Source organism: Arthrobacter sp. P1_H7 (assembly GCF_056405215.1).
On record NZ_JBFUCO010000002.1, the window covers coordinates 63,780 to 90,066 of the forward strand.

The 26,287-nt window shown below is 66.5% G+C and carries 27 protein-coding genes; 22 read left to right on the forward strand and 5 right to left on the reverse strand.

The annotated features are described in order from the left end of the window. Nucleotides 1-45: 45 nt before the first annotated feature. From AC1DXI_RS01060 to AC1DXI_RS01100, 9 genes are all read left to right on the forward strand, one after another. Nucleotides 46-993, forward strand: coding sequence for an ABC transporter ATP-binding protein (locus AC1DXI_RS01060; protein WP_476937087.1), 948 nt, complete (start codon nt 46-48; stop codon nt 991-993). Nucleotides 994-1,003: 10 nt separating this feature from the next. After that, nucleotides 1,004-1,870, forward strand: coding sequence for an ABC transporter permease (locus AC1DXI_RS01065; protein WP_476937088.1), 867 nt, complete (start codon nt 1,004-1,006; stop codon nt 1,868-1,870). Beyond that, a complete protein-coding gene (locus AC1DXI_RS01070; RefSeq protein WP_476937089.1) occupies nt 1,867-2,715 on the forward strand; it encodes an ABC transporter permease in 849 nt (282 codons plus the stop codon). The genes AC1DXI_RS01065 and AC1DXI_RS01070 overlap by 4 nt, the downstream gene beginning before the upstream one ends. A 38-nt stretch (nt 2,716-2,753) precedes the next feature. After that, nucleotides 2,754-3,110 carry a VOC family protein gene (locus tag AC1DXI_RS01075; RefSeq protein WP_370119112.1) on the forward strand — a complete coding sequence of 119 codons (357 nt, stop codon included), beginning with the start codon at nt 2,754-2,756 and terminating at the stop codon, nt 3,108-3,110. 128 nt (nt 3,111-3,238) lie between these two features. Further along, nucleotides 3,239-3,808: a hypothetical protein gene (locus AC1DXI_RS01080; protein WP_026537826.1), complete on the forward strand. Its 570-nt coding sequence runs from the start codon at nt 3,239-3,241 to the stop codon at nt 3,806-3,808. A 10-nt stretch (nt 3,809-3,818) separates the two neighbouring features. Further along, nucleotides 3,819-4,652, forward strand: a complete 834-nt coding sequence (locus AC1DXI_RS01085) for an exodeoxyribonuclease III (protein ID WP_476849121.1) — start codon at nt 3,819-3,821, stop codon at nt 4,650-4,652. Nucleotides 4,653-4,669: 17 nt separating this feature from the next. Continuing rightward, complete coding sequence (gene trpS, locus AC1DXI_RS01090) at nt 4,670-5,785, forward strand: tryptophan--tRNA ligase (protein ID WP_476937090.1); 1,116 nt, start codon at nt 4,670-4,672, stop codon at nt 5,783-5,785. A gap of 4 nt (nt 5,786-5,789) precedes the next feature. Further along, nucleotides 5,790-6,401, forward strand: coding sequence for a 2'-5' RNA ligase family protein (locus tag AC1DXI_RS01095; RefSeq protein ID WP_476937091.1), 612 nt, complete (start codon nt 5,790-5,792; stop codon nt 6,399-6,401). Further along, nucleotides 6,346-7,509, forward strand: coding sequence for a YihY/virulence factor BrkB family protein (locus AC1DXI_RS01100; protein WP_476937092.1), 1,164 nt, complete (start codon nt 6,346-6,348; stop codon nt 7,507-7,509). Before AC1DXI_RS01095 ends, AC1DXI_RS01100 begins: the two co-directional genes overlap by 56 nt. On the opposite strand, the gene AC1DXI_RS01105 is transcribed toward AC1DXI_RS01100, so the two are convergent. The 5 genes from AC1DXI_RS01105 to sdhC all read right to left on the reverse strand — a co-directional run bounded on the left by AC1DXI_RS01105 (nt 7,472) and on the right by sdhC (nt 12,020). Continuing rightward, nucleotides 7,472-8,236, reverse strand: a complete 765-nt coding sequence (locus AC1DXI_RS01105) for an alpha/beta hydrolase family protein (RefSeq protein WP_476937093.1) — start codon at nt 8,234-8,236, stop codon at nt 7,472-7,474. The two genes, AC1DXI_RS01100 and AC1DXI_RS01105, sit on opposite strands and share 38 nt — an antisense overlap. Nucleotides 8,237-8,370: 134 nt before the next feature. Continuing rightward, complete coding sequence (locus AC1DXI_RS01110) at nt 8,371-9,153, reverse strand: succinate dehydrogenase iron-sulfur subunit (RefSeq protein WP_018774751.1); 783 nt, start codon at nt 9,151-9,153, stop codon at nt 8,371-8,373. A gap of 1 nt (nt 9,154) precedes the next feature. After that, the gene (gene sdhA, locus AC1DXI_RS01115) at nt 9,155-10,963 is read right to left on the reverse strand and encodes a succinate dehydrogenase flavoprotein subunit (RefSeq protein WP_476937094.1); all 1,809 of its coding nucleotides are present in this window, start codon (nt 10,961-10,963) and stop codon (nt 9,155-9,157) included. Between the two features lie 178 nt (nt 10,964-11,141). Beyond that, a complete protein-coding gene (locus AC1DXI_RS01120) occupies nt 11,142-11,636 on the reverse strand; it encodes a succinate dehydrogenase hydrophobic membrane anchor subunit (protein WP_476937095.1) in 495 nt (164 codons plus the stop codon). Nucleotides 11,637-11,639: 3 nt separating this feature from the next. Beyond that, the gene (gene sdhC, locus AC1DXI_RS01125; protein ID WP_079553238.1) at nt 11,640-12,020 is read right to left on the reverse strand and encodes a succinate dehydrogenase, cytochrome b556 subunit; all 381 of its coding nucleotides are present in this window, start codon (nt 12,018-12,020) and stop codon (nt 11,640-11,642) included. A gap of 267 nt (nt 12,021-12,287) precedes the next feature. Between sdhC and AC1DXI_RS01130 the strand changes: the two genes are divergently transcribed. The 13 genes from AC1DXI_RS01130 (at nt 12,288) to AC1DXI_RS01190 (ending at nt 26,281) form a co-directional block, all read left to right on the forward strand. Further along, the gene (locus tag AC1DXI_RS01130; RefSeq protein WP_476937096.1) at nt 12,288-13,421 is read left to right on the forward strand and encodes a mannose-1-phosphate guanylyltransferase; all 1,134 of its coding nucleotides are present in this window, start codon (nt 12,288-12,290) and stop codon (nt 13,419-13,421) included. A 97-nt stretch (nt 13,422-13,518) separates the two neighbouring features. Further along, nucleotides 13,519-14,718 (forward strand): amidohydrolase, encoded by a 1,200-nt coding sequence (locus tag AC1DXI_RS01135; RefSeq protein WP_476937097.1) that lies wholly within the window; start codon nt 13,519-13,521, stop codon nt 14,716-14,718. Between the two features lie 93 nt (nt 14,719-14,811). Beyond that, complete coding sequence (locus tag AC1DXI_RS01140; RefSeq protein WP_476937098.1) at nt 14,812-15,276, forward strand: MarR family winged helix-turn-helix transcriptional regulator; 465 nt, start codon at nt 14,812-14,814, stop codon at nt 15,274-15,276. A 151-nt stretch (nt 15,277-15,427) separates the two neighbouring features. Continuing rightward, nucleotides 15,428-15,859: an organic hydroperoxide resistance protein gene (locus AC1DXI_RS01145; RefSeq protein WP_476937099.1), complete on the forward strand. Its 432-nt coding sequence runs from the start codon at nt 15,428-15,430 to the stop codon at nt 15,857-15,859. Beyond that, complete coding sequence (locus AC1DXI_RS01150; protein ID WP_476937100.1) at nt 15,856-16,887, forward strand: NADP-dependent oxidoreductase; 1,032 nt, start codon at nt 15,856-15,858, stop codon at nt 16,885-16,887. The genes AC1DXI_RS01145 and AC1DXI_RS01150 overlap by 4 nt, the downstream gene beginning before the upstream one ends. A gap of 316 nt (nt 16,888-17,203) precedes the next feature. Then, complete coding sequence (locus tag AC1DXI_RS01155; protein ID WP_026266652.1) at nt 17,204-18,310, forward strand: BMP family lipoprotein; 1,107 nt, start codon at nt 17,204-17,206, stop codon at nt 18,308-18,310. 163 nt (nt 18,311-18,473) lie between these two features. Continuing rightward, nucleotides 18,474-20,165, forward strand: coding sequence for an ABC transporter ATP-binding protein (locus tag AC1DXI_RS01160; RefSeq protein WP_476937101.1), 1,692 nt, complete (start codon nt 18,474-18,476; stop codon nt 20,163-20,165). After that, nucleotides 20,158-21,558, forward strand: a complete 1,401-nt coding sequence (locus AC1DXI_RS01165) for an ABC transporter permease (protein ID WP_476937102.1) — start codon at nt 20,158-20,160, stop codon at nt 21,556-21,558. Before AC1DXI_RS01160 ends, AC1DXI_RS01165 begins: the two co-directional genes overlap by 8 nt. Further along, nucleotides 21,555-22,868, forward strand: coding sequence for an ABC transporter permease (locus tag AC1DXI_RS01170; RefSeq protein WP_476937103.1), 1,314 nt, complete (start codon nt 21,555-21,557; stop codon nt 22,866-22,868). The genes AC1DXI_RS01165 and AC1DXI_RS01170 overlap by 4 nt, the downstream gene beginning before the upstream one ends. 2 nt (nt 22,869-22,870) lie before the next feature. Beyond that, on the forward strand, nt 22,871-23,275 hold the full coding sequence (locus tag AC1DXI_RS01175; protein WP_018774738.1) for a cytidine deaminase: 405 nt from the start codon (nt 22,871-22,873) through the stop codon (nt 23,273-23,275). Continuing rightward, a complete protein-coding gene (locus AC1DXI_RS01180; protein WP_476937104.1) occupies nt 23,272-24,603 on the forward strand; it encodes a thymidine phosphorylase in 1,332 nt (443 codons plus the stop codon). Before AC1DXI_RS01175 ends, AC1DXI_RS01180 begins: the two co-directional genes overlap by 4 nt. A gap of 178 nt (nt 24,604-24,781) precedes the next feature. Next, nucleotides 24,782-25,417: a DedA family protein gene (locus AC1DXI_RS01185; protein ID WP_476937105.1), complete on the forward strand. Its 636-nt coding sequence runs from the start codon at nt 24,782-24,784 to the stop codon at nt 25,415-25,417. Between the two features lie 144 nt (nt 25,418-25,561). Beyond that, the gene (locus AC1DXI_RS01190) at nt 25,562-26,281 is read left to right on the forward strand and encodes a DedA family protein (RefSeq protein ID WP_476937106.1); all 720 of its coding nucleotides are present in this window, start codon (nt 25,562-25,564) and stop codon (nt 26,279-26,281) included. Nucleotides 26,282-26,287: the final 6 nt, after the last annotated feature.

The window sequence follows — 26,287 nt, forward strand, 5'->3', positions numbered from 1 at the left end:
GCGGGACTCGCCTAAGGCTCCCGCGGTGGCTCTAAAGAATCACGTGTGAGCAGCGCCTCCGACGCTGCTCCCCAGTACGTCATCACCGCCGAGAACCTCACCAAACGTTACGGCGACGTCACCGCCGTCGACGGCATCTCCTTCCGCGTCCCCGCCGGGGAAGCCTTCGGCCTGCTGGGCCCCAACGGCGCCGGCAAGTCCACCACGATGAAGATGATCGGCGGCGTCTCGCAGCGCACCTCCGGCAGCCTGGACATCATGGGCCTGGACCCCGAACAGCACGGGCCGGAGGTCCGCGCCCATCTGGGCGTCGTGCCGCAGCAGGACAACCTGGACGAGGAACTGAAAGTCCGGGACAACCTGCTGGTCTACGGCCGCTATTTCGGCCTGCCGATGAGCTACCTCAAGCCCAAGGCCGACGAGCTGCTGGAATTCGCCCAGCTCACCGACAAGGCCAACTCCAAAGTCGATGCCCTCTCCGGCGGCATGAAGCGGCGCCTGACGATCGCCCGCTCGCTCATCAACGAGCCCCGGATCCTGCTCCTGGACGAGCCCACGACGGGCCTTGACCCGCAGGCGCGGCACATCCTCTGGGACCGGCTGTTCCGGCTCAAGGAACAGGGCGTCACCCTGATCCTCACCACGCACTACATGGACGAGGCCGAACAGCTCTGCGACCGCCTGATCGTGGTGGACAAGGGCAAGATCATGGCCGAGGGATCGCCGGCCAGCCTGATCCGCGAATACTCCACCCGGGAGGTCCTGGAACTGCGCTTCGGCTCGGAGCGCAACGCGAGCGTCGGCGCGGAGCTCGGCGGCATCGGCGAACGGGTGGAAACCCTGCCGGACCGGGTGCTCATCTACGCCCACGACGGCGAGGCCGCCCTGGAGCAGGTCACCGCCCGGGGCCTGCGTCCGGTCACCTCACTGGTCCGCCGCTCCTCACTCGAAGACGTCTTCCTGCGCCTGACCGGCAGGAGCCTCGTTGACTAAGAAGGAACAGTTGACTCAGCCAATTCAGGCGGCGGGTCCGACGACGGCGGCGCCGGCCCTGCGCGCGCACTCGCCGGAAGTCTCGGCCGCCCGCGCCCGCCGCTGGGGCGCCTTCTTCTACGCCGAGCAGGTCCTCCGGGTCATGAAGGGCTACGGCTGGACCATCGTCATGTATGGCGTGGGCCAGCCAGTGGCCTACCTGTTCGCGATGGGCGTTGGCCTCGCCACGCTGGTCGAGGCCAACGGCGCCGGCGAGTTCGGCGGGGTCAGCTACCTGACGTTCATCGCGCCGGCCCTGCTGATCTCGTCGGCCGTTATGACGGCCGCCAACGAGTTCACGTTTCCCGTGATGGACGGCTTCAAGTGGCGGCGCGTCTACTACGGCCCGCACGCCTCGCCGCTGACTCCGGAACAGATCGCCGGCGGCCAGATCATCGCCGTCACCGTCCGCTTCCTGCTGCAGTCGGCCATCTACTTTGCCGTGGTTGCGCTGTTCGGCGCCGCGCCCGGCGCCTGGGGCTGGGTTTCGATCCTCATCGCCACGCTCGCCGGACTGTCCTTCGGCCTGCCGCTCATGGCCTACGCGGCCACCATCAAGGAAGACCGGGGCCAGTTCGCCATGGTCATGCGGTTCATCGTCATGCCGCTGTTCCTGTTCTCGGGCACGTTTTTCCCGCTGGACACGCTCCCGCTCGGGGTCCGCTGGATCGGCTGGATCTCACCGATCTGGCACGGAACGGAACTTGGCCGTGTGGTCACCTACGGGTACGAGGAAGAGCCGTGGCTCACCATCGTCCACGTCCTCTTCCTGCTGACCCTGGCGGCTGTCGGCTGGGTCCTGACCAAACGCCAGTTCGCCAAAAGGATGGCCTCATGAGCGTGCTGACCGGAAGTTTCAACGCAGGGGACCACAGTGTCACGGATGCCGCACGCCGCAGGCGCTTCGGGCCCATCTACTCCCGCAATGTCCGCGCCGTCGTCGCCCGCGGGCTCATGGCCACCAAGAGCAGCAACTGGATGGTCATGGTCTCCGGGTTCTTCGAACCCGTGCTGTACCTGATCTCCATGGGCGTGGGCCTGGGCGCAATTGTCGGTTCCGTCCAGGGCCCGGGCGGACAGGAGATCAGCTACGCCGCGTACATCGCGCCGGCGCTGCTGGCCGTGTCCGCCATGAACGGCGCCGTCTACGACTCGACGTGGAACGTCTTCTTCAAGATGAACTTCGCCAAGCTGTACCAGGGCATGCTCTACACCTCGCTGGGGCCGCTGGATGTCGCCATGGGCGAAATCTTCCTCGCCCTGCTGCGCGGGGCCATGTACGCCACCGGCTTCACGGCAGTGATGGGTCTGATGGGCCTCATCACCACACCGTGGGCCATCCTGATGATCCCGGCCTCGGTGCTGATCGCCTTCGGCTTCGCGAGCTTTGGCATGGGGATCACGAGCTTCATGAAGACATTCCAGCAAATGGACTGGATCAACTTCGTCATGCTGCCGATGTTCCTCTTCAGCGCCACGTTCTACCCGCTCAGCGTCTACCCGCAGGCCATCCAGTGGTTCATCCAGGCCATGCCGCTGTGGCACGGCGTGGAACTGCTGCGCCAGATCAGCGTGGGTGTGTTCACCCCGGCCACTGCCGTGCACATCGGCTACTACCTGGTCATGATTGCCCTCGGCGTCCTGCTCACCACGAGCCGCCTGCGCAAACTGTTCCTCAAGTAGCCGTCCCGCAATTAGTCGTCCCTGGAAAAGGAGAACCCATGATCGGACAATGGCAGGCCCTCGTCATCGACTGCGAGGACCCGGACACCCTGGCCAGCTTCTACCAGGAGCTGCTGGGTATGATCCGGGTGCAGGAGGAAGAGGAGTGGATTTCGATTGGCGACGCTGCCGATCGTCCCGCCGTCGCCTTCCAGCGCGTAGACCGGCTGGTCCGGCCGCAGTGGCCGGATCCCGAGCATCCCCAGCAAATGCACGTGGACGTGAAAGTCGGGGACCTCGACGCCGGAGAGGCGGAAGTCCTCCGGCTGGGCGCCACGCGCCAGACGGGCGGCGGCAAGACCTTCCGGGTCTACACGGACCCCAGCGGCCACCCGTTCTGCCTTGTCCTGACCTAAATGCCCGTCCTGAGCCAAATGCTGGTCCTGGGCCAAATGCCCGTCCTGACCTAGGCTCAACGCCGGGGCGGCGTTCGCCCGGGGTGGAAGCGCAGCGGGCGGCCGGCCCCGTTTGCGATAATGGGCTCATGCAATCTCTGGGTAGCTCCTCGTCCACGTCCAACGACACCACGGCCCGCGGCCGGTACTCCATGTTCCGCATCAGCGGGCCGGGGCTGCTGGTCTTCATCATCGCGTTCGTGGTGGCCGTGATCTTCGCAGCCAACCAGAACGACGTCGTGGGCTGGATCGTGGCGATCATCGCCGGCTTCTGGCTGGCGCTGGCCTCCTTCGTGGTGTTCAGCATCCAGAAGGCCGCCAAAAAGGCCGGGGCACGGCTGAACGAGGCCCAGAACGCGTTCAACGCCGCCGCCGGGCGGCCGCCGGCGACGGCCAGCGCGGACCACGGCGGCACCCGTGTGGTGAGCGAAAGCCGCGCAGCGGACAGCGTCCGGGACATGAAGCTGGACCACTCCTTCAAGATCGTCCAGGTCCAGGTCCGTGTGGTCGAGCAGGAGCGGGCGAAGGGCGAGGCGGCGGACCGCGACACGATCAGCCGTGCCCTGGAGACCATCGAGATCACCGCCACCAACGCGCGGGACATGATCAAATCCTCGGGCGGCGATGACGCTCCCGTCAGCGGAACCATCATCGACTAGAGTGGATCGGGTGAGCTCGGCATTGAAGAAGGACCACCTTCGCATCGCGTCAGTCAACGTCAACGGCCTTCGTGCCGCCTATAAGAAGGGCATGGCGGAGTGGCTTGAGCCGCGCGAGGTGGACATCTTGTGCCTCCAGGAGGTCCGCGCGCCGGACGCGATCGTCGAGGAACTGCTCGGCGAGGGCTGGTACATTCTCCACGCCGAGGCCGAGGCCAAGGGCCGGGCCGGCGTTGCCATTGCATCCAGGGAAGAGCCGCTGGCCACCCGGGTGGGGATCGGTGATGACTTCTTCGCCACGGCCGGACGCTGGGTTGAGGCGGACTACATCGTGCGGGACGCGGACGGGCAGGCCTCACAGCTGACCGTCGTGAGCGCCTACGTGCACTCGGGCGAGGCCGGCACCCCCAAGCAGGACGACAAATTCAGATTCCTCGACGTCATGGTCCAGCGGCTGCCCGAACTCGCCAAACACAGTGACCACGCTCTGGTGGTGGGCGACCTCAACGTCGGCCACACGGAGCTGGATATCAGGAACTGGAAGGGCAACGTCAAACGTGCCGGCTTCCTGCCGGAGGAGAGGGCGTATTTTGACCGCTTCTTCGGCGAGGAAATCGGCTGGAAGGATGTTCACAGGGGCCTGGCGGGTAACGTCGACGGCCCCTACACTTGGTGGTCGCAACGGGGCCAGGCCTTCGACAACGACACCGGCTGGCGCATCGATTACCACATGGCCACGCCCGCTCTCGCTGCTGCCGCAGTGTCAGCCGTTGTTGACCGGGCAGCGTCCTGGGACACACGCTTCTCCGACCACGCTCCGCTGGTAGTGGACTACCGGCTCTAGTCTTAAGGCTTCCACGAATGACCACCACTTCAACTGCGACCACTGTGACCCAGGCCGGCGTCGCCCCCGACGTTGCGACTGCCACCGCGAAGGACGCCTCTGCGTCCACCGCGGCCCGGCACCGCATCCTCTCCGGCATGCAACCCTCGGCCGACTCCCTGCACCTGGGCAACTACCTCGGCGCCCTCGTGAACTGGGTCCAGATGCAGGACGAGTACGACGCCATCTTCTTCATCCCGGACCTGCACGCGATCACCGTTCCGCAGGATCCGGCCGAGCTGGCGCACCGCACCCGGGTCACGGCCGCGCAGTACATTGCCGGCGGCGTCGACGTCGACAAGTGCACGCTCTTCGTCCAGTCCCAGGTGCCCGAGCACGCCCAGCTGGCGTGGGTCCTGAACTGCATCACGGGCTTTGGCGAGGCGTCCCGGATGACCCAGTTCAAGGACAAGGCGCACAAACAGGGTTCGGACCACGCCAGCGTCGGGCTCTTCACGTACCCCATCCTGCAGGCAGCGGACATCCTCCTGTACCAGCCGCACGGTGTCCCCGTGGGCGAGGACCAGCGCCAGCACGTGGAGCTCAGCCGCGACCTGGCCCAGCGGTTCAACTCCCGCTTTGGCGACACGTTCACGGTGCCGCAGCCCTTCATCCAGAAGGAATCCGCGAAGATCTACGATCTGCAGCACCCCACCGCCAAGATGTCCAAGTCTGCGGAGTCACCGGCAGGGCTGATCAACCTGCTGGACGAGCCCAAGGTCACGGCCAAGCGGATCAAGTCCGCCGTGACGGACACGGAGACCGAAATCCGGTTCGACCGGGAGGCGAAACCGGGCGTGTCCAACCTGCTGACCATCTACTCCTCGATCACCGGGCAGAGCGTCGACGCGCTCGTCACCGCCTATGAGGGCAAGATGTACGGCCACCTCAAGGCGGACCTCGCCGAGGTGGTCACGGAGCACCTGACCCCGATCCGGAACCGGGCCAAGGAGCTGCTGGACGATCCCGCGGAGCTGGACCGGCTGCTTGGCCTCGGCGCGGACAAGGCCCGGGAGATTGCCTCGCTCACCCTGCGCGACGTCTACGCCAAGGTGGGGTTCCTGCCCTACGCCGGCGCCCAGGGAGTCCGCTAGGTCAATGTCCTCCGTCAGCAAAGTCACCGCGAAAGCCGCCACGTCGAACGGACAGCGCAGCGAAGGCATCAGCATCGGTGTGATCCTGAGGTTCCCGGCGGACATCGCTGAGGAGCTCCAGCGCTGGCGGGCATCCTTCGGGGATCCCATGGCCGCCGTCGTCCCGGCACACATCACCCTGGTCACCACCACCATGACGCAGGACTGGGCCGCGACCCAGCGCCATGTCCGGGACGTGGCCCGGCGGCAGGAGCCCTTCACCGTGACCATCGCGGGGACCGGATCTTTCCGGCCGGTGTCCCCGGTGGTCTTCCTGAACGTCGAGGACGGCTTCGGGGATTGCGTGAACCTGCACCGCCAGCTGCAGTCCGGCCCGCTGGAGCGGGAATTGCCGTTCGGCTACCACCCGCACGTTACCGTGGCCCATGACGTCGCCCCGGAAAGCCTCGACGAGGCCGAAACGGTCCTGAAGGATTACAGGGCCACGTTTCCGGTCGCTAGCATGGGTCTTTACGAGCACGATGACAACGGCATCTGGCAGCTACGGGAAGAGCTTGATTTTGGGACCAAACCTGACCACGACAGAGGCCCGGACGGCACCCCAGGCGCCCGATAAGCCGCCGCTCCCCACCGATCTGGCCGGGCTGAAACTGGAAGTCATCCGCAAAAGGGTCGAGTGGGGCAGGGTTCGGCGCTCCGGCGGCGGGACGATCGCGTCCCTGATGGCGATGATGAACTGGCTCCTGGCCCGGCTGAACATGCTGCTGCCCCTGCGCGTATACTCGCACTACCTCCGCCAGCGTGGCCCGCTGTTGAGTGCCGGCATCGGCTTCCGGATGTTCTTCTCCATCACGGGCCTGTTGGCCACCGGCTTGTCCTTGGCCGGGCTCGTGCTCAGCGACCATCCGGCCCTGCTGGACCAGGTCATCAAGAGTGTGGCCGCCGCCGCGCCCGGCCTGTTGCAGGTCGACGGCAGCGAGGGGCTGGTTGACCCCTATGACCTGCTCAACCCCACCAGCCTGGGTTGGGCCGCCGGAATCGCCGCCGTGGTGACGGTGTTCACGGCCTTGGGCTGGATCAGCGGCATCCGCGACGGTACTCGGAGCATGATGCAGCTTGGCCCCCTGGTGATGAATCCGATCCTGCAGATACTCAAGGACGTCGGCACGCTGCTGCTGATGGGGGTTGCCCTGGTAGTCAGCTCCGCAGCCTCGCTGATCTTCGGCACGGCCGCCGGATGGGTTACCGAGCAACTGGGCCTCGAGCCGGTAGTCGCCGGGCCGCTGACGACCTCCGTCACGATCCTCGTCCCGCTGCTGCTCGGCTGGGGAACCGCCCTGATCATGTACCGGGTGGCCGCGGGGCTGAAGCCGGCCCGGCGCTCCCTGCTGGAAGGGACCACCCTCGCGGCGGTGGGCACCACCATCCTGCAGATCTTCAGCACCCAGCTGCTGGCCAGCGCGGGCAAGAACCCCATCCTGGCGCCCTTCGCCATCATCATCGGCCTGCTGATCTGGTTCAACCTGGTCAGCCAGGTTTACGTGATCTGTGCCGCCTGGGTGGCGATCCGGGAGGAAGACCTCAAGACCGGGCCCGCCGCGACCACCGGCTGGGGTGCCCGGCGCGTCCAGCCTGGCAAAACGCCCGTCGAACAGCGGGGCCGCCGCAGGCCGCTGGCCGCCGCGTTCAGGCGTCGAGGTACTGGTCGGCCCACGCCGAAATAATCTTCGCCGCACGCGCCGCCTGGCCCTTGCCGGTCAGCAGATGGTCGCTGCCCTCCAGCGAGACGAAGCTGCGCGGGTGGCGTGCCGTCTGGAAGATGGTGCTGGCGTTTTCTATCCCCACCGTGTTGTCGGTGGGGGAGTGCAGCACCATGAGCGGCTTGTGAAGCTGCCGGATGCAGTCCGTCAGGTCCGCGTTCTCGAGGTCCTCCACGAAATGCCGGCGGATCTCCACCCGCTTGCCGCCGAGGTCCACTTCCGCGCTTCCCTCGCTCAGGATCCGGTCCAGGGCCGCGTCAAAGACGTGCGCCACGTGCTTGGGGGAGAAGGGCGCCCCCACGGTGGCCACGGCCCTCAGCTCCGGGATCTGCCGTGCGGCGGACAGGACGGCCGCGCCGCCGAACGAGTGGCCCACCAGCAAGGACACCCGACGGTCCGAGTCCCGCATGAATTCGGCGGCCTTGACGGTGTCGGCCACCTTGTGGCTGAAGGACCCCTCCGACCACATTCCCGCGGACTCGCCGAGCCCCAGGTTGTCGAACCGGAGCATCCCCACGCCGTTGTCCGCCAGGGCCTTGCACATCCGCGACGCCGAGGGGCTGTCCTTGCCCAGGGTGAAGCCGTGCGAGAACACGCCCCAGCCCTTGACCGGGCCCTCCGGCAGGTCCAGCACGCCGGAGAGCCGCTCGCCGGTGGAACCCTGGAACGAGACTTTTTCTGAGCGGGACACGGCGTCCCCTTTCATGTGAGGGCGAATCATTGCGGGCGGAAACGACGACGGCGCCCCCACCCGGAAGGTGAGAGGCGCCGTCGTCGGTAATTACTGAAAGTGAAGCCGGTAATGCGGGCCGGTGGAACCGGTCCTTAGATCTTGCGGGACAGGATGGCCTGCTTGACCTCAGCGATTGCCTGCGTGACCTGGATGCCGCGGGGGCATGCCTCGGTGCAGTTGAAGGTGGTGCGGCAGCGCCACACGCCTTCCTTGTCGTTGAGGATCTCCAGGCGCATGTCGCCGGCGTCATCGCGGGAATCGAAGATGAAGCGGTGCGCGTTGACGATCGCCGCCGGGCCGAAGTACTGCCCGTCGGTCCAGAACACCGGGCAGGACGAGGTGCACGCGGCGCACAGGATGCACTTGGTGGTGTCGTCGAACCGCTCGCGGTCCTCGGCGGACTGCAGGCGTTCCTTGGTGGGCTCGTGGCCGCGGTTGATCAGGAAGGGCATGACTTCGCGGAAGGACTGGAAGAACGGCTCCATATCCACGATCAGGTCCTTCTCCACCGGCAGGCCCTTGATCGGCTCGACCGTGATGGGCTTGGACGTGTCCAGGTCCTTCAGCAGCGTCTTGCAGGCGAGGCGGTTTCGTCCGTTGATGCGCATGGCATCGGAGCCGCAGACGCCGTGGGCACAGGAACGGCGGAAGGAGACGCTGCCGTCCATCTCCCACTTGATCTTGTGCAGGGCGTCCAGGACACGGTCGGTACCGTACATGGTGACCTTGAAGTCATCCCACGTGGCGTCCTCGGAGACCTCGGGGTTGTAGCGGCGCACGCGCAGGGTGACGTCGAAGGACGGGATTTCCCCGCCGCCGCCGACGCCGGCGGGCAGTTCGATCTTGGATGCTGGCTCAGCGAGTTCAGCGCTCATCTTAGTACTTCCTCACCATCGGCTCGTAGCGCGTAAAGACCACCGGTTTGGTGGCAAGCCGGATGCCCGCTGTTGTTTCTGCGGTCCCCGCAGCCCCGTCCGCCGGGGCGTGGTCATCCTTGTACGCCATGGAGTGCTTCATGAATTTTTCGTCGTCGCGCTCGGGGAAGTCCTCGCGGAAGTGGCCGCCGCGGGATTCCTCGCGGTGCAGGGCCGCCACGGTCATGACCTTGGCGAGCTCGAGCAGGAAGCCCAACTCCACGGCCTCGAGCAGGTCGAGGTTGAAGCGCTTGCCCTTGTCCTGGACGCTGATGCGCTGGTACCGCTCCTCGAAGGAGGCAATGTCCTTCAGGACCTGGTTCAGCGTGTCGGCGGTGCGGAACACCTGCATGTTGGCGTCCATGGTGTCCTGCAGTTCCTTGCGGATCGCAGCGACCTTCTCGGTGCCGTCAGAGGTGCGGACGTGGTCCAGCAGGTTCAGCGTGTAGGCCTCCGGGTCAACGGGCAGCTCCACGAAGTCGGCGGTCTTGGCGTACTCGGCGGCGGCGATGCCGGCGCGCTTGCCGAACACGTTGATGTCCAGCAGCGAGTTGGTGCCCAGGCGGTTGGAGCCGTGGACGGAGACGCAGGCGACCTCGCCGGCGGCGTAGAGGCCCGGGACCACCGTGTCGTTGTCCTGGAGGACCTCGGCGCTGATGTTTGTGGGGATGCCGCCCATGGCGTAGTGCGCCGTCGGGAACACCGGAACCGGCTCCGTGTACGGCTCCACACCCAAGTAGGTGCGGGCGAACTCGGTGATGTCCGGCAGCTTGGCATCGATGTGCGCAGGCTCAAGGTGCGTCAGGTCCAGGAGGACGTAGTCCTTGTTCGGGCCGCAGCCGCGTCCCTCACGGACTTCGTTGGCCATGGAGCGGGCCACGATGTCGCGCGGGGCGAGGTCCTTGATGGTGGGCGCGTAACGCTCCATGAAGCGTTCACCCTCGGAGTTGCGCAGGATCGCGCCTTCGCCGCGGGCGGCCTCGGAGAGCAGGATGCCCAGCCCGGCCAGGCCGGTCGGGTGGAACTGGAAGAATTCCATGTCCTCCAGGGGGATGCCCCGGCGGAACGCGATGCCCATGCCGTCACCGGTCAGGGTGTGGGCGTTGGAGGTGGTCTTGAAGACCTTGCCGGCGCCGCCGGAGGCGAACACCACGGACTTGGCCTGGAAGACGTGCAGTTCGCCGGAGGCGAGGTCGTAGGACACGACGCCGGCAACGCGCTTCTGCTTGTACGGTGTGCCGTCCTCGCGGACAGCGTCCTCTTCGACAGTCAGCAGGTCCAGGACGTAGTACTCGTTGTAGAACTCGACGTTGTGCTTGACGCAGTTCTGGTACAGGGTCTGCAGGATCATGTGGCCGGTGCGGTCGGCGGCGTAGCAGGCACGGCGGACCGGTGCCTTGCCGTGGTCGCGGGTGTGGCCACCGAAACGGCGCTGGTCAATGCGGCCCTCGGGCGTTCGGTTGAACGGCAGGCCCATCTTTTCCAGGTCCAGGACGGCGTCGATCGCTTCCTTCGCCATGACCTCGGCGGCGTCCTGGTCAACCAGGTAGTCGCCGCCCTTGATGGTGTCGAAGGTGTGCCACTCCCAGTTGTCTTCCTCGACGTTGGCCAGGGCTGCACACATGCCGCCCTGCGCCGCGCCGGTGTGGGACCGGGTGGGGTAGAGCTTGGTCAGTACTGCTGTTCGGGCGCGCTGACCTGATTCGATCGCCGCGCGCATCCCGGCGCCACCGGCACCGACGATCACGACGTCGTACTTATGGACCTGCATACCAGACGCTCTTTCTCTCAAAATTCGCTATAAACCACCGGCAGGCCGCGCCTGCCCGGTGAAGTCTCGTGCAATCTGCGCCTGCGCTCGGCAGGCAAGATCAGTTGCCGTGACGGACCGCCGGTTCCTGCCCGGACGGGCTGCGGTCCGCGGCGGTTCCGCCGTTACGGCTGAGCCCCTATGGCGCGGGGCAGAAGCCGCCGGGAAGCTGGACGCCGTTGGCCACGGGGCACGGATCGAACGTGAAGATGACCAGGGTGCCCAGGATGATGATGACCGTGGTGGCCGCATAGAGCACAATCTTCAGCCAAAGGCGCGTTGCGTCCTTCTCGGCGTAGTCATTGATGATCGTGCGGACGCCGTTGGTGCCGTGCAGCATGGCGAGCCACAGCATGGCCAGGTCCCAGAACTGCCAGAACGGATCGGCCCACTTGCCGGCCACAAAGCCGAAGTCGATCGCGTGGATGCCCTCGCCGACCAGGAGGTTCACGGTCAGGTGGCCGAAGATCAGCACCACCAGCACGACGCCGGAGAGGCGCATGAAGAGCCAGGCGAGCATCTCGAAGTTGCCCTTGGAGCCGCCGCTGCGGCGGTACTTCGGCTGGATTCTGCCGCTGCCGGGTTTTCCACTACTGGGATTTCCACTGCGTGGGGGTTGAATGGTTGCAGTCATGGCTTAGTGACCTCCAAGGGCGAGGGACAGGTGGCGGATGGAGAAGCCGACCATGACGACGACCCAGAGGCCCAGGACCGTCCAGAGCATCTGACGCTGGTACTTGGCACCCTTCTTCCAGAAGTCGACGGCGATGATCCGCAGGCCGTTGAAGGCGTGGAACACGATCGCCGCGACAAGGCCCGTTTCACCCAGGGCCATGAGGGGGTTCTTGTAGGCACCAATCACTGCGGTGTAGGCCTCGGGGGACACACGCACCAATGAGGTGTCCAGCACGTGGACCAACAAGAAGAAGAAAATCACTACACCGGTAATGCGGTGTCCAACCCAGGACCACATGCCTTCACGGCCGCGGTACAAGGTGCCAGCTGGTTTTGTCGGCACTGAATAAACCTCCCTGCAACACAGCGGCGCTGGCATGGGATCCACGCGGGGGGAACGCCTGCTGCGAGAGCACTCGTAAGCTCAAGCCTAAATCTAGGCTTCGCTCACAGCTTATTCAATTTAGGAACCCCTTGTTGACAGGCCCCGGCGCGGTTTTGCGTCCGATTTGAGACGAACGCCACATTTAGCCATGGTTGCGGGCGCCGGCAGGGCCTGATCCGGGCCCAATTCGGGCCGAATTGGCCGCCGTCGGCTAAAGTAGCCGTGATGACTACAGACAAAGTGACAAGCCAGGATTCACCGCTGGACCGTTTTATTGCGGTCATTCCGGCGGGCGGGGTGGGGACCCGCCTCTGGCCCCTGTCACGGGCAGCAGCCCCGAAATTCCTTCACGACCTCACCGGTTCGGGCAGCACCCTGCTGCGCGCGACCTACGACCGCCTCCAGCCCGTCGCCGGCAAGCACGTGCTGGTGGTGACCGGCTCCGCCCACAGGGCAGCCGTCTGCCGCCAACTGCCTGAGGTCCTGGAAGCCGACCTCGTCCTGGAAAGCGAACCCAAGGACTCCGGGGCTGCGATTGGCCTCGCCGCGGCGATCCTCCACGAGCGGGACCCGGACATCATCATGGGCTCGTTCGCCGCGGATCAGGTCATCAGCCCGGACGACCTCTTCCAGGACGCCGTCCGTGAGGCCGTCTTCACCGCGGCCGCGGGGAAGATCGTCACCATCGGCATCAAGCCGACCCACCCCTCCACCGGATTCGGCTACATCCGTTCCGGCGCGAACCTGCACATCCCCGACGCGCCCAGCGCGCAGTCCGTCGTGGAGTTCGTGGAGAAGCCCAGCGAGGAAGTGGCCCAGGAGTACGTCGACAGCGGCGAATATGTCTGGAACGCGGGCATGTTCGTGGCCCCGGTCTCGCTGATGCTCAAGCACCTCGAAGCCAACCAGCCCGAACTCTTCGCCGGACTCCAGGAAATCGCCAAGGCCTGGGACACCCCGGAGCGCGACGCCGTCACCGCCCGGGTCTGGCCCACGCTGCCCAAGATCGCCATTGACTACGCCGTGGCCGAGCCCGCAGCCGCCGCCGGCGACGTCGCCGTGGTGCCCGGAACGTTCCTCTGGGACGACGTCGGGGACTTTGCCTCCGTGGGCCGGCTCAACAGCGCCAAGGAAGTCGACGAGGTCACGGTCCTGGGCGAGGGCGCACGCGTCTTCACCGAGAACGCCAGCGGTGTGGTGGTCTCCGATACCAAGCGGGTGATCGCCCTGATCGGCATCAAGGACGTCGTGATCGTTGACACCCCGGACGCCCTGCTGGTCACCACCAAGGAACACTCGCAGCGGGTCAAGCAGGCCGTGGACGCCATCAAGGCCAAGGGCGACACCGACGTCCTGTAGCCGGATGGGAGCGGATGACGGCCTGCGTAATGTTCAGCAATCCGTAACGCGCCGTACCCGATGCCGCTATTCTTTGGCCGCTCGATAGAGTTATTCCGTGCGCAACTATTCGACTGAAGCTGAGCCCACGACTCTCGTGGGGCCGTGGCTGGAGCCCATCCTGCCGGAGCTGATTGCTTTCCGCCGCGACCTCCATGCGCATCCGGAACTTTCGTTCAAGGAGTTCCGCACCACCGACAAGCTGGCGAAACGGCTCGAGGAAGCCGGGCTCAAACCGCGCCGCCTCGAGGCCACGGGCCTGACGGTCGACGTCGGGCAGGGTCCCATCGCCACCGCCCTGCGCGGGGACATCGACGCCCTGCCGATCATCGAGGAAACGGGCCTTGAGTTCGCCTCGAAGAACCACGGCGTGACCCACGCCTGCGGCCATGACGTCCACACCACCACCATGCTCGGGATCGCGCTGGTCCTGCAGCGCATGCACGAGGTGTCCCCGCTGCGCGGGACGGTCCGGATCATCTTCCAGCCGGCCGAGGAAACCATGCCCGGCGGCGCTACCTCTTGCATAGAGCAGGGCGTCCTGGACGGCGTGCCGCGCATACTGGCGCTGCACTGCGACCCCCGGATCGAGATCGGCAAGATCGGCACCCGGATCGGGGCCATCACCTCCGCCTCGGACACCATCAAGATTGAACTCTCCGGCCGCGGCGGCCACACCTCGCGCCCCCACCTGACCGAGGAACTGGTCTTCGCCCTGGCGCAGATCGCGGTCAATGTTCCCGCCGTGCTCTCGCGCCGCGTCGATGTCCGCAGCGGCGTGTCCGTGGTCTGGGGTCAGATCTCCGCAGGCTCGGCCCCGAACGCCATCCCCGGCAGCGGCTACATGGCCGGGACCATGCGCTGCCTGGACCGCGACGCCTGGCACGACGCCGGCGAGCTGCTCGACGACATCATCCGGCAGGTCGCCGAGCCCTACGGCGTCGACGTCCACCTGGAACACACCCGCGGCGTGCCGCCGGTGGTCAACTCCGAGCACGAGACCGCGCTGATCGAGGCCGCGGCCCGCGCCGAAATCGGCGAGGGCGCCGTGGTCCTGACCCCGCAGTCCATGGGCGGGGAAGACTTCGCCTGGTTCCTGGCCGACACCCCCGGCGCCATGATGCGCCTCGGCACCAAGACGCCCGGCGGGGAAGAGTACGACCTCCACCGCGGCGACTACATCGTCGATGAGCGGGCGCTGGGCCTGGGCATCCAGGTCCTCACGGCGGCGGCCCTGCGCACCATCCGCGACCTGTAAACCGTTCCGCCCGGCTGAGAATGCTGTCGTGGCGGCGTTTACGTTGTGCGCAATTGAATTGCACACAACTGAATTGTGCCGTACGGTGGAGCTATGACTACGCCAAAGGAAGCCCGCACGGCAGGGCCGGAAGCGCTCCGCCTGAACCGGCAGGTGTGCTTTGCGATGTACTCGGCCTCGCGCGCCGCCACGGCCGCCTACCGGCCCATGCTCGAGGAGCTCGGCCTGACCTACCCGCAGTACCTCGCCATGCTGGTGCTCTGGGAAGCGGAGCCGCGCAGCGTCCGTGAACTGGGGGAGGAGCTGGGCCTGGACTCCGGCACGCTCTCGCCCCTGCTTAAGCGGCTCGAAGCGCTCGGCCTCGTCGAGCGCCGCCGCTCCGCCGAGGACGAGCGCCGTGTGGAGATCTTCCTGACCGACGCCGGCGCCGCCCTGAGCGCCAAGGCCAGCGGCATCCCGCAGCGCCTGGCGGACGCCGCCGGGCTCACCGCCGCGGAACTGGACCAGCTCCGCGACACCCTGGGCCGGCTGACAAACGCGCTCCACGCCTCCCACTAAACCCTTCCCCTCCGCCACCCTTCCCAGGCCCACACGGCCGACGTCGAAATCGCGGGAGGCGTGCCAGCTCGCCGGAAATTTACGGCGACTCCGCAGGCTTCCGGCGAGTTCCCACTGAACCCCTTCTTCCTGCCGACAGAACGGAAACCCCATGAAGACCCTTTACACAGCAGAGGCCCTGGCCTCCGGCGAAGGCCGCGACGGCACCGCCGTCAGCAAGGACGGCAAGCTGAGCGTCACCCTGGCCAGCCCGGTCGAACTCGGCGGTGACGGCGCGGGCACCAACCCCGAGCAGCTCTTTGCCGCCGGCTACGCCGCGTGCTTCCACTCCGCCCTGCGCCTGGTGGGACGCAAGGAGCGCGCCGACCTGACGGACTCCGCCGTCGCCGCCAAGATCCACTTCGGCGCACTCGAGGACGGTGCAGGCTACGGTCTGGCCGCCGAGCTTGAGATCGCCCTGCCCGCCGTGGACCGGGACACCGCCGAGGCCCTCGTGGCCAAGGCCCACCAGATCTGCCCGTACTCCAACGCCACCCGCGGCAACATCACTGTCGACATCAACATCCTGGAGGTAGCCGCATGAGCAACACCACCGAAACTCGCACCCTTCCCGCCGCCACCCGCGAGATCCAACTGGCGTCCCGCCCGCACGGCCGCCCCGTGCCGGCGAACTTCCGCCTCGCCGAGTCGGCGCTGCCCGAACTGCGGGACGGCCAGGTCCTGGTCCGTAACCTCTACATCTCGGTAGACCCGTACATGCGCGGGCGGATGAACGACGTCAAGTCCTACTCCGCGCCGTTTGCGCTGGATGCCGCACTCGACGGCGGCGCCGTCGGCGAAGTCATCGCGTCCCGGGCCGAAGGCCGCGCTGTGGGCGACACGGTGGTGCACGGTCTCGGCTGGCGCGAATACGCCGTCGTCGATGCCGCGGCCACCACGGTGGCGCGCACTGATCTGGCCCCCGCGTCAGCATTCCTCGGCGCCCTCGGCATGACCGGGCTGACCGCCTATGCGGGACTGCTGAAGGTCGCGGAATTCAAGCCCGGCGACGCCGTGTTTGTCTCGGGCGCCGCCGGTGCGGTCGGCTCGCTCGTGGGGCAGATCGCCAAGGCCATGGGCGCGTCCCGGGTGATCGGCAGCGCCGGCTCGCCGGAAAAGGTGGCGCGGCTGCTCGAACTTGGCTTCGATGCCGCGTTCAACTATCACGACGGCCCGGTGGCGGAACAGCTTGCCGCGGCCGCGGGTGAGCGCGGGATCGACGTCTATTTCGACAACGTCGGCGGCGAGCACCTCGAGGCAGCGTTGTCCTCCCTCACGGTCGGTGGCCGGGTGGCGATGTGCGGGGCCATCGCCCAGTACAACGCGACCGAACCGACGCCGGCGCCGCGGAACCTCATGCTGGCGATCGGCAAACAGCTGACACTCAAGGGCTTCCTGGTGGGCGGCTACTGGCAGCACATGGCCGAATTTGTCGAGACCATGTCCGCCTGGCTGGCCGACGGAACGGTCCGCTATGACGAGACGGTGGTGGACGGGCTGGACAACGCCCCGCAGGCCTTCATGGATCTGCTCGACGGCGCCAACACCGGCAAGATGCTCGTAAGGCTGTAGCTGGACACCAGCAAACGCCGTGCCGGCCACGACGCCTCCGGCGCCGGTTTCCTTCGGGGMCCGGCGCCGGAGCCGTATGTGCACCTCCGCTGGCAGGGTGCCCGGCTACCACTAGGTAACAAGTTCTCAACAATCTGGGCATTCGCCGGGACCTGTGTTATCGGGACGTGGCGCAGGCCACTACAGTAGCTTGCATCAGTGCGCCTCGGCGCAGTGCTGCGAAATCCATCAGTGACAACAGAGATCAGCGGAACACCGCCGACAGACACTCATTGAACTTCCGTCGTAGCGCCTACTCTTTCTTCCTGGAGGAAAATTGAAGAACTCTCTGCGTGCCACCTTTAAGCGCGGATCAATGGCCGGCGTCGCCACCGCGGGCGCGGCTGCACTCCTGCTGACCGGCTGCGGGGCTGCCCCGGAGGCCAGCACCGCCACCAACACTGCAAGCAACTACACCGGCTGCATCGTGTCCGACTCGGGTGGATTCGACGACCAGTCGTTCAACCAGTCTTCCTACGAGGGCTTGAAGAAGGCCGAGAAGGATCTCGGCATCAAGACGAACGAAGCCGAGTCCAAGACCAACAACGACTTCGAACCGAACCTGCGCGCCATGGTTTCCGCCGGCTGCAACCTGACCATCACGGTCGGCTTCCTGCTCGGCGACGCAACGAAGGCCCAGGCCACCGCGAACCCGGACAAGCATTTCGCCATCATCGACTTCGGCTACGAAACCCCGATCACCAACGTCAAGCCGATCATCTACGACACGGCCCAGGCCGCGTTCCTGGCCGGCTACCTCGCAGCAGGCACCACCAAGACCGGGACGGTCGCCACGTTCGGCGGCATCAAGATCCCCACGGTTACCATCTTCATGGACGGCTACGCCGACGGCGTGAAGTACTACAACGAGAAGAAGGGCAAGGACGTCAAGGTTCTTGGCTGGGACAAGGCCAAGCAGGACGGCTCCTTCACCGGTGACTTCGAAAAGCAGGACAAGGGCAAGCAGTTCACCCAGAACTTCCTGGACCAAGGCGCCGACATCGTCATGCCCGTCGCCGGTCCGGTCGGCAAGGGTGCCGGCGCGGCCCTGCAGGAAGCCAAGGCAGCAGGCAAGGACGTCAAGCTCATCTGGGTTGACTCCGACGGCTTCCTCACGGCACCGGATTACAAGGACATCATGCTCTCCTCCGTCATGAAGCAGATGGGTGAGGCCGTTGAGACGGTCGTCAAGCAGGACAAGGACGGCCAGTTCACCAACAAGCCGTACATCGGCACCCTCGCGAACGACGGCGTCCAGCTGGCCCCGTTCCACGACATGGATGCCCAGGTTCCGGCCGAACTGAAGTCCGAGCTGGACCAGATCAAGAAGGACATCGCCGACGGCAAGCTCAAGGTTGAATCTGCAGCCAGCCCGAAAGCCTAACGTCCTCCGCTAAGCGCCACGGCCCGTCCGGTCACCACCGCACGGGCTGTGGCGCTTTTCGTTGCGGCCCTTAGTGCCCCAGACCCCAGGCACTAAGCTGGTGCTGCAGCGCCCCTACGCGTCCGGACCAAGCCTTCCGGACACCTCGAGATTGGTCAGAGTTTTGAAACTTGAACTCAAGGGCATTACCAAACGCTTCGGCTCCCTGGTAGCGAACGATCACATCGATGTGGTTGTTGAACCCGGGCAGATTCACTGTCTGCTCGGTGAGAACGGCGCTGGCAAGTCCACGCTGATGAACGTCCTCTACGGACTGTACGAGCCCACAGAGGGCGAAATCCTTATTGACGACAAACCGGTCACGTTCCGCGGCCCCGGCGATGCCATGGCGGCGGGTATCGGGATGGTGCACCAGCACTTCATGCTGGTCCCCGTCTTCACCGTCGCGGAGAACGTCGCCCTGGGAGCGGAGACCACCACGACCGGCGGATTCCTGGACCTCGATGACACCCGCCGGAAAATCCGGGAGATCTCCGACCGGTACGGCTTCGACGTCGACCCCGACGCGCTGATCGAAGACCTCCCCGTGGGCGTGCAGCAGCGCGTGGAGATCATCAAGGCATTGGTCCGCGACGCCAAGGTGCTCATCCTCGATGAACCCACGGCCGTGCTGACCCCGCAGGACACCGATGAGCTGCTGGACATCATGCGCCAGCTCAAGAGCCACGGCACCTCGATCGTCTTCATTTCCCACAAGCTGCGTGAGGTGAAGGCCGTTTCGGACACCATCACCGTCATCCGCCGCGGCAAGGTAGTGGGCTCGGCCGATCCCGGCGCCTCGACCACCGAGCTGGCGTCCATGATGGTGGGCCGGGCCGTCAGCCTGACCCTGGACAAGGCTCCCGCCAATCCGCAGGAGACCACCTTCGAGGTCAAGGACCTGACCGTCATCGCCCCCAACGGCCAGCACGTGGTGGACGGCATCAGCTTCGGAATCGCCCGCGGCGAGATCCTTGCGGTCGCCGGCGTCCAGGGCAACGGCCAGACGGAACTGACCGAGGCCATTTTGGGCCTGCACGAGAGGGTTCACGGCTCGATCGCCCTCGACGGCGAAGAACTCGTGGGCCGCAGCGTCAAGGAGGTCCTCAACGCCGGGGTCGGGTTCGTCCCGGAAGACCGTTCCCTCGACGGGCTGATCGGTACGTTCTCCATTGCCGAGAACCTGATCCTGGACCGCTACGACCAGACGCCGTTCGCCAAGGGCATCAGCATGAGCCCGGCCAAGGTCCTGGAGAACGCCAAGACCCGGATCGCAGAATTCGACGTCCGCACCCCGTCCGGCTCACTCGCAGCCGGAACCCTGTCCGGCGGCAACCAGCAGAAGGTCGTCATGGCCCGGGAGCTCTCCCGGCCCCTGCGGCTCTTTATCGCCTCCCAGCCCACCCGCGGCGTGGACGTGGGCTCCATCGAGTTCCTGCACAAGCGGATCGTCGCGGAGCGGGACCACGGCACGCCCGTCATGATCGTCTCCACCGAACTGGACGAGGTGATTGAACTCGCCGACCGGATTGCCGTGCTGTACAAGGGCCGGCTGGTCGGGATCGTCCCGGCCGGCACCGGGCGCGACGTCCTGGGCCTGATGATGGCCGGGGTTTCCCCGGACGAGGCCCAGGCCGACGCCGCAGGCAGGCACCCGGCTCGATCCCTTTCCGAAAACCCGGCCGCGAACGCAGCAGAAACTCCGGCCGGCACCCCGGCCGGCATCCCCGCAACGAAGCCGGCAACGAACCCGGCGCCCGCCGCCCCGTCCGTGCAGGAGCCCGGCTCCGGCGCCGTAGGAGACCCCCATGAGTGAGAACACCGAGCCGCGGCCCGCGGCCGCACCGGACCCGGACCGGCTTCCGGCATCGCAGACCACCGACGTGGAGCCTGAGCCGCTCGAGGACGATGCAGACTTCGTCACCGTGCTGGACACCGCGGGCGGGGCCCACCAGCCATCGGCCGTTCCGGTCTCGACCCAGAGCGGAGCTCTTCCCGGTGCCCCGGAAGAGGAATCGCTGCTGCGCAAGATCTTCACCGGTAACGGCATAGTGACCATCCTGGCGGTGCTGCTCGCATTGATCCTGGGCGGCTTGCTGATCGCCATGACGGACAAGGTTGTCGGGACCACGGCGGGCTATCTCTTTGCCCGGCCCAGTGACTTCCTCATCGCCGTCTGGTCGGCCGCCACCGACTCGTACGTCGCCCTCTTCCAAGGCGCGGTCTTCAACCCCCGTGGGAACGGCGTGGCCGGACAGTTCGCCCCACTCATGGAGACGCTGACCATCGCCACCCCGCTGATCACGGCGGGCCTCGGCGTCGCCCTGGCCTTCCGCGCTGGCCTGTTCAACATCGGTGCGCAGGGCCAGATCATCATGGCCGGCATCCTTGCCTCGTGGGTCGGCTTCGCGCTGCACCTGCCGCTGGGCCTGCACCTGCTGCTGGTCCTGGTGGCCGGTGTCATCGGCGGCGCAGTCTGGGGCGGCATCGTCGGTGTGCTCAAAGCCAGGACGGGCGCCCACGAGGTCATCGTGACCATCATGTTCAACTACATCGCCCTCTATTTCCTGCGCTACCTGCTCGACACGGACTTGTTCCAGCGTCCGGGGGCGGACACACCGATATCGCCTATCGTGGACCCCAGCGCCGCCTACCCGCTGATCTTCGGCAGCCAGTACCGGCTGCACCTGGGATTCCTGCTGGCCATTGCGGCCACCTTCTTTGTTTCGTGGCTGCTGAACCGCTCCACGCTCGGTTTCGAATTCCGTGCCGTCGGGGCCAACCCCAAGGCAGCGCTGACAGCCGGCATCAACGTCTCCCGGGCCACCATCCTGGTGATGACCATTGCCGGTGGCCTGGCCGGCTTGGCCGGCGTGGCACAGGTGGCAGGCACCGAAAAGGTCCTGACCGATGGTGTCGCGGCAACCTACGGCTTTGACGCGATCACGGTCGCGCTGCTGGGACGGTCCTCGCCATGGGGCACCTTTGCCGCCGGCCTGCTGTTCGGAGCTTTCCGCGCAGGCGCCGTCCAGATGCAGATCCAGACCGGAACCCCGATCGACATCGTGCTCGTGGTCCAGTCGCTCATCGTGCTGTTCATCGCGGCGCCGCCCCTGGTCCGGGCGATCTTCGGACTCAACCCGCGCAAGAAGAAGGCCGCGACCGCCGGCAAAACCAAGCAGGCCGCAACCACCGGAGGTGCCGCATGAGCACAACAGCAACCTCGCCCGTTGAAGGAAAACCCCAGCCAGACAAGGACCGCAGGCCCGCGTCCGCCAAGCCCGTGACCTGGAAGCTGCCGGTCACGCTGGCGGTGCTGGCCGCCATCGCCTTCATCTTCTTCGGACTGCTGGGCCCGCAGACGAACGCCAAGTTCGGCGTTTCCTCGGGCGGAGACTTCTTCCAGCTCCCGGCAATCGAAGTCCCCGCATTCCTGTCCGGCATGGTGCTCTCCTTGATCCTGCTCGGCCTCGCGGGCTACGCGTTGGTCCTGAAGGCACGAGCGGACCGGCGGCCCCCGCGCTGGCTGCCGGCCGTGTTCACCGTCGTGTTCGTGGTCGCCTTCCTGATCTGGGTGGTCGGCGGCGCCCGGACCCCCAGCATTTCGCTGGCCGGCCTCATCGCCGGGTCAGTGACACTCGCCGTGCCGATCGTCTTCGGCTCGCTGTCCGGCGTGCTGTGCGAACGGGCCGGCGTGGTCAACATCGCCATCGAAGGCCAGCTCCTGGGGGGTGCCTTCACGGCCGCGCTCGTCGCCAGCCTGACGCACAACCCCTACCTGGGTCTGCTTGCGGCGGCCGTGGCCGGCGCCCTCGTTTCGATTGTGCTGGCGCTCTTCGCCATCAAGTACGTGGTCAACCAGATCATCGTCGGCGTCGTGCTCAACGTCCTGGTCTCCGGGCTCACCGGCTTCCTGTTCAGCACCGTGATGCAGTCGGACCCGGAGAAGTACAACTCGCCCGCCGAGCTGCCCATCATTGATATCCCGGTGCTGTCCAGCATCCCCGTGATCGGGCCCATCCTGTTCAAACAGTCCGTGGTGGGCTACCTGATGTACGTGGCCGTCATCGTGATCTGGGTCGCATTGTTCAAGACGAAGTGGGGCCTGCGCGTCCGTGCCGTGGGCGAGCACCCGCAGGCGGCCGATACCCTGGGCATCAAGGTCAACGCGACCCGCTTCTGGAACGTCACGCTCGGCGGTGCCGTCGCCGGGATCGGCGGATCGTTCTTCACCCTCGTGGCGATCGACAGCTTCACCAAGGAAATCTCCGGCGGGCGCGGCTTCATTGCCCTCGCCGCCATGATCCTGGGCCGCTGGAACCCGATCGGGGCGTTCTTCGCCGCGCTGCTGTTCGGCTTCGCCGACAACCTGCAGAGCATCGTGACGATCATCGGCACCCCGGTGCCCAGCCAGTTCATGGCCATGCTGCCGTACGTGGTGACCGTGTTTGCCGTGGCCGGCCTCGTCGGCCGCTCCCGGCCGCCGGCCGCCGACGGCATACCGTACATCAAGGGCTGAGAATGGACAGCACCGACGTCGACTGGGCAGCACTCGAAGCCGCGGCAGTGTCCGCCATGAAAAACGCCTATGCGCCGTACTCGAAGTTTCCGGTGGGGGCCGCGGCCCTCACCGGAGACGGGCGGATCGTCAGCGGCTGCAACGTCGAAAACGCCAGCTACGGGCTGACCCTGTGCGCCGAGTGCGCCCTGGTCGGCAACCTGCAGATGACCGGCGGGGGACTGCTCCGCGCCTTCTACTGCGTCGACGCCGGCGGGAATGTCCTCATGCCGTGCGGGCGCTGCCGCCAGCTGCTCTACGAATTCCGGGCTCCGGACATGGAGCTCATGACCACGCAGGGAATCAAGACCATGGACCAGGTCCTTCCCGATGCCTTTGGCCCCCAACACCTGGAGGAACCCCGGTGACACAAACGACACAGAACCCCAACAACAGTGAAGCGTTCGACGCCGTCGACATCATCCGCATCAAGCGGGACAAGGGTGTGCTCAGCCCGGCCCAGATCGACTGGACGATCGATGCCTACACCCGCGGCGCCATCGCCGACGAACAGATGGCCGCCCTGAACATGGCCATCCTGCTCAACGGCATGGACCGGGCCGAAATCTCCCGCTGGACGGCGGCCATGATCGCCTCCGGCGAGCGGATGGACTTCTCCAGCCTGCGCCGGCCCGACGGCGGCGTGAAGGCGACCTCGGACAAGCACTCCACCGGCGGCGTCGGGGACAAGATCACCCTGCCGCTGGCGCCCCTGGTGGCGGTGTTCGGCGTGGCCGTGCCGCAGCTCTCGGGCCGCGGCCTCGGCCACACGGGCGGCACCCTGGACAAGCTCGAAGCCATCCCGGGCTGGCGTGCGGCCCTGAGCAATGAGGAAATGATGGCCCAGCTCCAGGACGTCGGCGCGGTCATTTGCGCGGCCGGCGCCGGACTGGCCCCGGCGGACAAGAAGCTCTACGCGCTCCGCGATGTCACCGGGACCGTGGAGGCCATCCCGCTGATTGCCTCCTCGATCATGAGCAAGAAGATCGCCGAGGGCACCGGCTCGCTGGTGCTCGACGTCAAGGTGGGCAGCGGCGCGTTCATGAAGGATGAGGCCCGCGCCCGCGAACTGGCCGAAACCATGGTGGCCCTGGGCAAGGACGCCGGCGTCAACACGGTGGCCCTGCTCACCAACATGAACACGCCCCTGGGCCTCACCGCGGGCAACGCGATCGAGGTCGAGGAATCCGTGGAGGTCCTCGCCGGCGGAGGCCCGGAAGACGTCGTCGAACTCACCGTCCGGCTCGCGGAGGAAATGCTGGCGTGCGCCGGCATCCGCGACGCCGATCCCCGGGCAGCACTCCGGGACGGCCGGGCCATGGACGTCTGGAACCGGATGATCCAGGCCCAGGGCGGAGACCCGCGTGCCAAGCTCCCGGTCGCCAGGGAATCCGAGGTCATCTACGCCCCGGCCGACGGCGTCCTGGTGGAGCTGGACGCGATGGCCGTCGGCGTCGCTGCCTGGCGGCTCGGCGCCGGACGCGCCCGCAAGGAGGACCAGGTCCAGGCCGGTGCCGGGGTGCGGATGCACGCCAAGCCCGGCGCCACGGTCAAGGCGGGCGAACCGCTCATGACCCTCCTGACGGACACCCCGGAGAAGTTCGAGCGTGCCAAGGAAGCGCTCGAACACGCCGCCGTGATCGCCCCCGAGGGTTCCCGGCCCGCCCAGAAGCTCATCATCGACCGCATCGCCTAAGCCCGTTGCCCTATCACTTATGGTCCCCAAACCCGTGGGATAACAGCCGTACGTGATAGGGCAACGACGGCGGAGGCCGACGGTACACTGACTCCACAGCAGTACCCGTCAAGCGCAGGCCCGGCTCCGGCCGAGCCTGCGCTTGGATCGATCTGGCCCCGCCGCGCGTTAGGAAGCTGTGCAGGCAATCAACGACTTCATCCTCGCCGCCGCAGGGCAACCCTGGGTCCTGGTCCTGGTTTTTGCCTGCTGTGTGATCGACGGCTTCTTCCCCCCGATTCCGAGTGAATCGGTGGTGGTGGGCCTGGCTGCTGTCGCCGCCACCGCGGGCGTCCCCAACCCTCTGCTCCTGATCGCTACGGCTGCCGCAGGGGCACTTGTGGGTGACAACATGGCCTACCTGATCGGCCGCGGGACCGGAACCCGGCGCTGGGGATGGCAGCGCGGCCCGCGCATGCAGGCGGCCTTCCGCTGGGCCGGCCGGGAACTGCGGAAACGGCCTGCCTCACTGATCCTTGTGGCGCGCTTCGTCCCGATCGGACGGGTGGCCGTAAACCTGACCGCCGGTGCCACCCACTACCCGTGGCGCAGATTCGTCAGCCTGACGGTGCTCTCGGCGCTGCTGTGGGCCGGCTACTCGGTGGGGATCGGCCTGACTGTTGGTCCGTGGTTTGAGAAAAACCATGTGCTGGGCGCGGCCATTGCGATCGTCTGCGCCGTCGTCCTGGGCATCGTCCTGGACCGCGTGATCAGCAGGGTGCGCGGCCGGGCTCCGGAGGAACCGACGCATTCCGTGCCCCCCGCCGAGTCCTAGGCGGATTGGCCCTGCACATGGGACACTTAGGAGCGATTTGGGTCACGTTTGTTGGCCGCACGTCGTGCAAGGTTCCACCCACTGTCATCGCGAGTATGTTACGGCTTAGTTGTCCGTTCCCAGTCATCAAGGAGCACCACCTGCATGGAGTTCATTAACGAGGCCGTGCTCCATGCCGCCGGCCAGTGGTGGATCTACCCACTCCTGCTGGTTTTCTTCTTCGTGGACGGCTTCGCGATGGTGGTCCCCAGTGAGACCCTGATCGTTGCCCTGGCGGCGTACTCCGTGCACAGCGGCCAGCCCAACCTGTGGATCCTGGGCCTCACGGCGCTCGTGGGAGCCATGGCCGGCGACAACATGGCCTACATGCTCGGCCGCAAGATTGGCCTCGAGCGGTTCCGCTGGATGCGCAAGCCAAAGGTCCAGAAGGTCTTCGGCTGGGCACACTACGAACTTGAGAAGCGCGGCGCCGTCCTGATCTTCACCGCCCGGTACATCCCCTGGGGCCGCGTCGCCGTTAACTACGTGGCAGGTACGACGGCGTTCCCGCACCGGAGATTCTTCTTGCTGGACGCCTTCGCGTGCCTCACCTGGGTGACCTACTCGATCGGCATCGGCGTTCTGGCCAGTTCCTTCCCGTGGCTGCACCACAACCCGCTGCTCAGCGCGGGCATCGCGGTGGTATTCGCCATTGTGCTCGGTGTCCTCATCGACCACCTCCTGCGCTGGTGGCACAAACGCCTGGGCCGCCACGACGCCGAGGTCGTGGACGAATGGCTCGACGGCGGGCCCACCCACCAACCGGGCGCCGCAGTTCCTGCACCGATGATCGCCTCCGGTGATGCCGAGGCCGGCAGAAAGTAGCGTCCC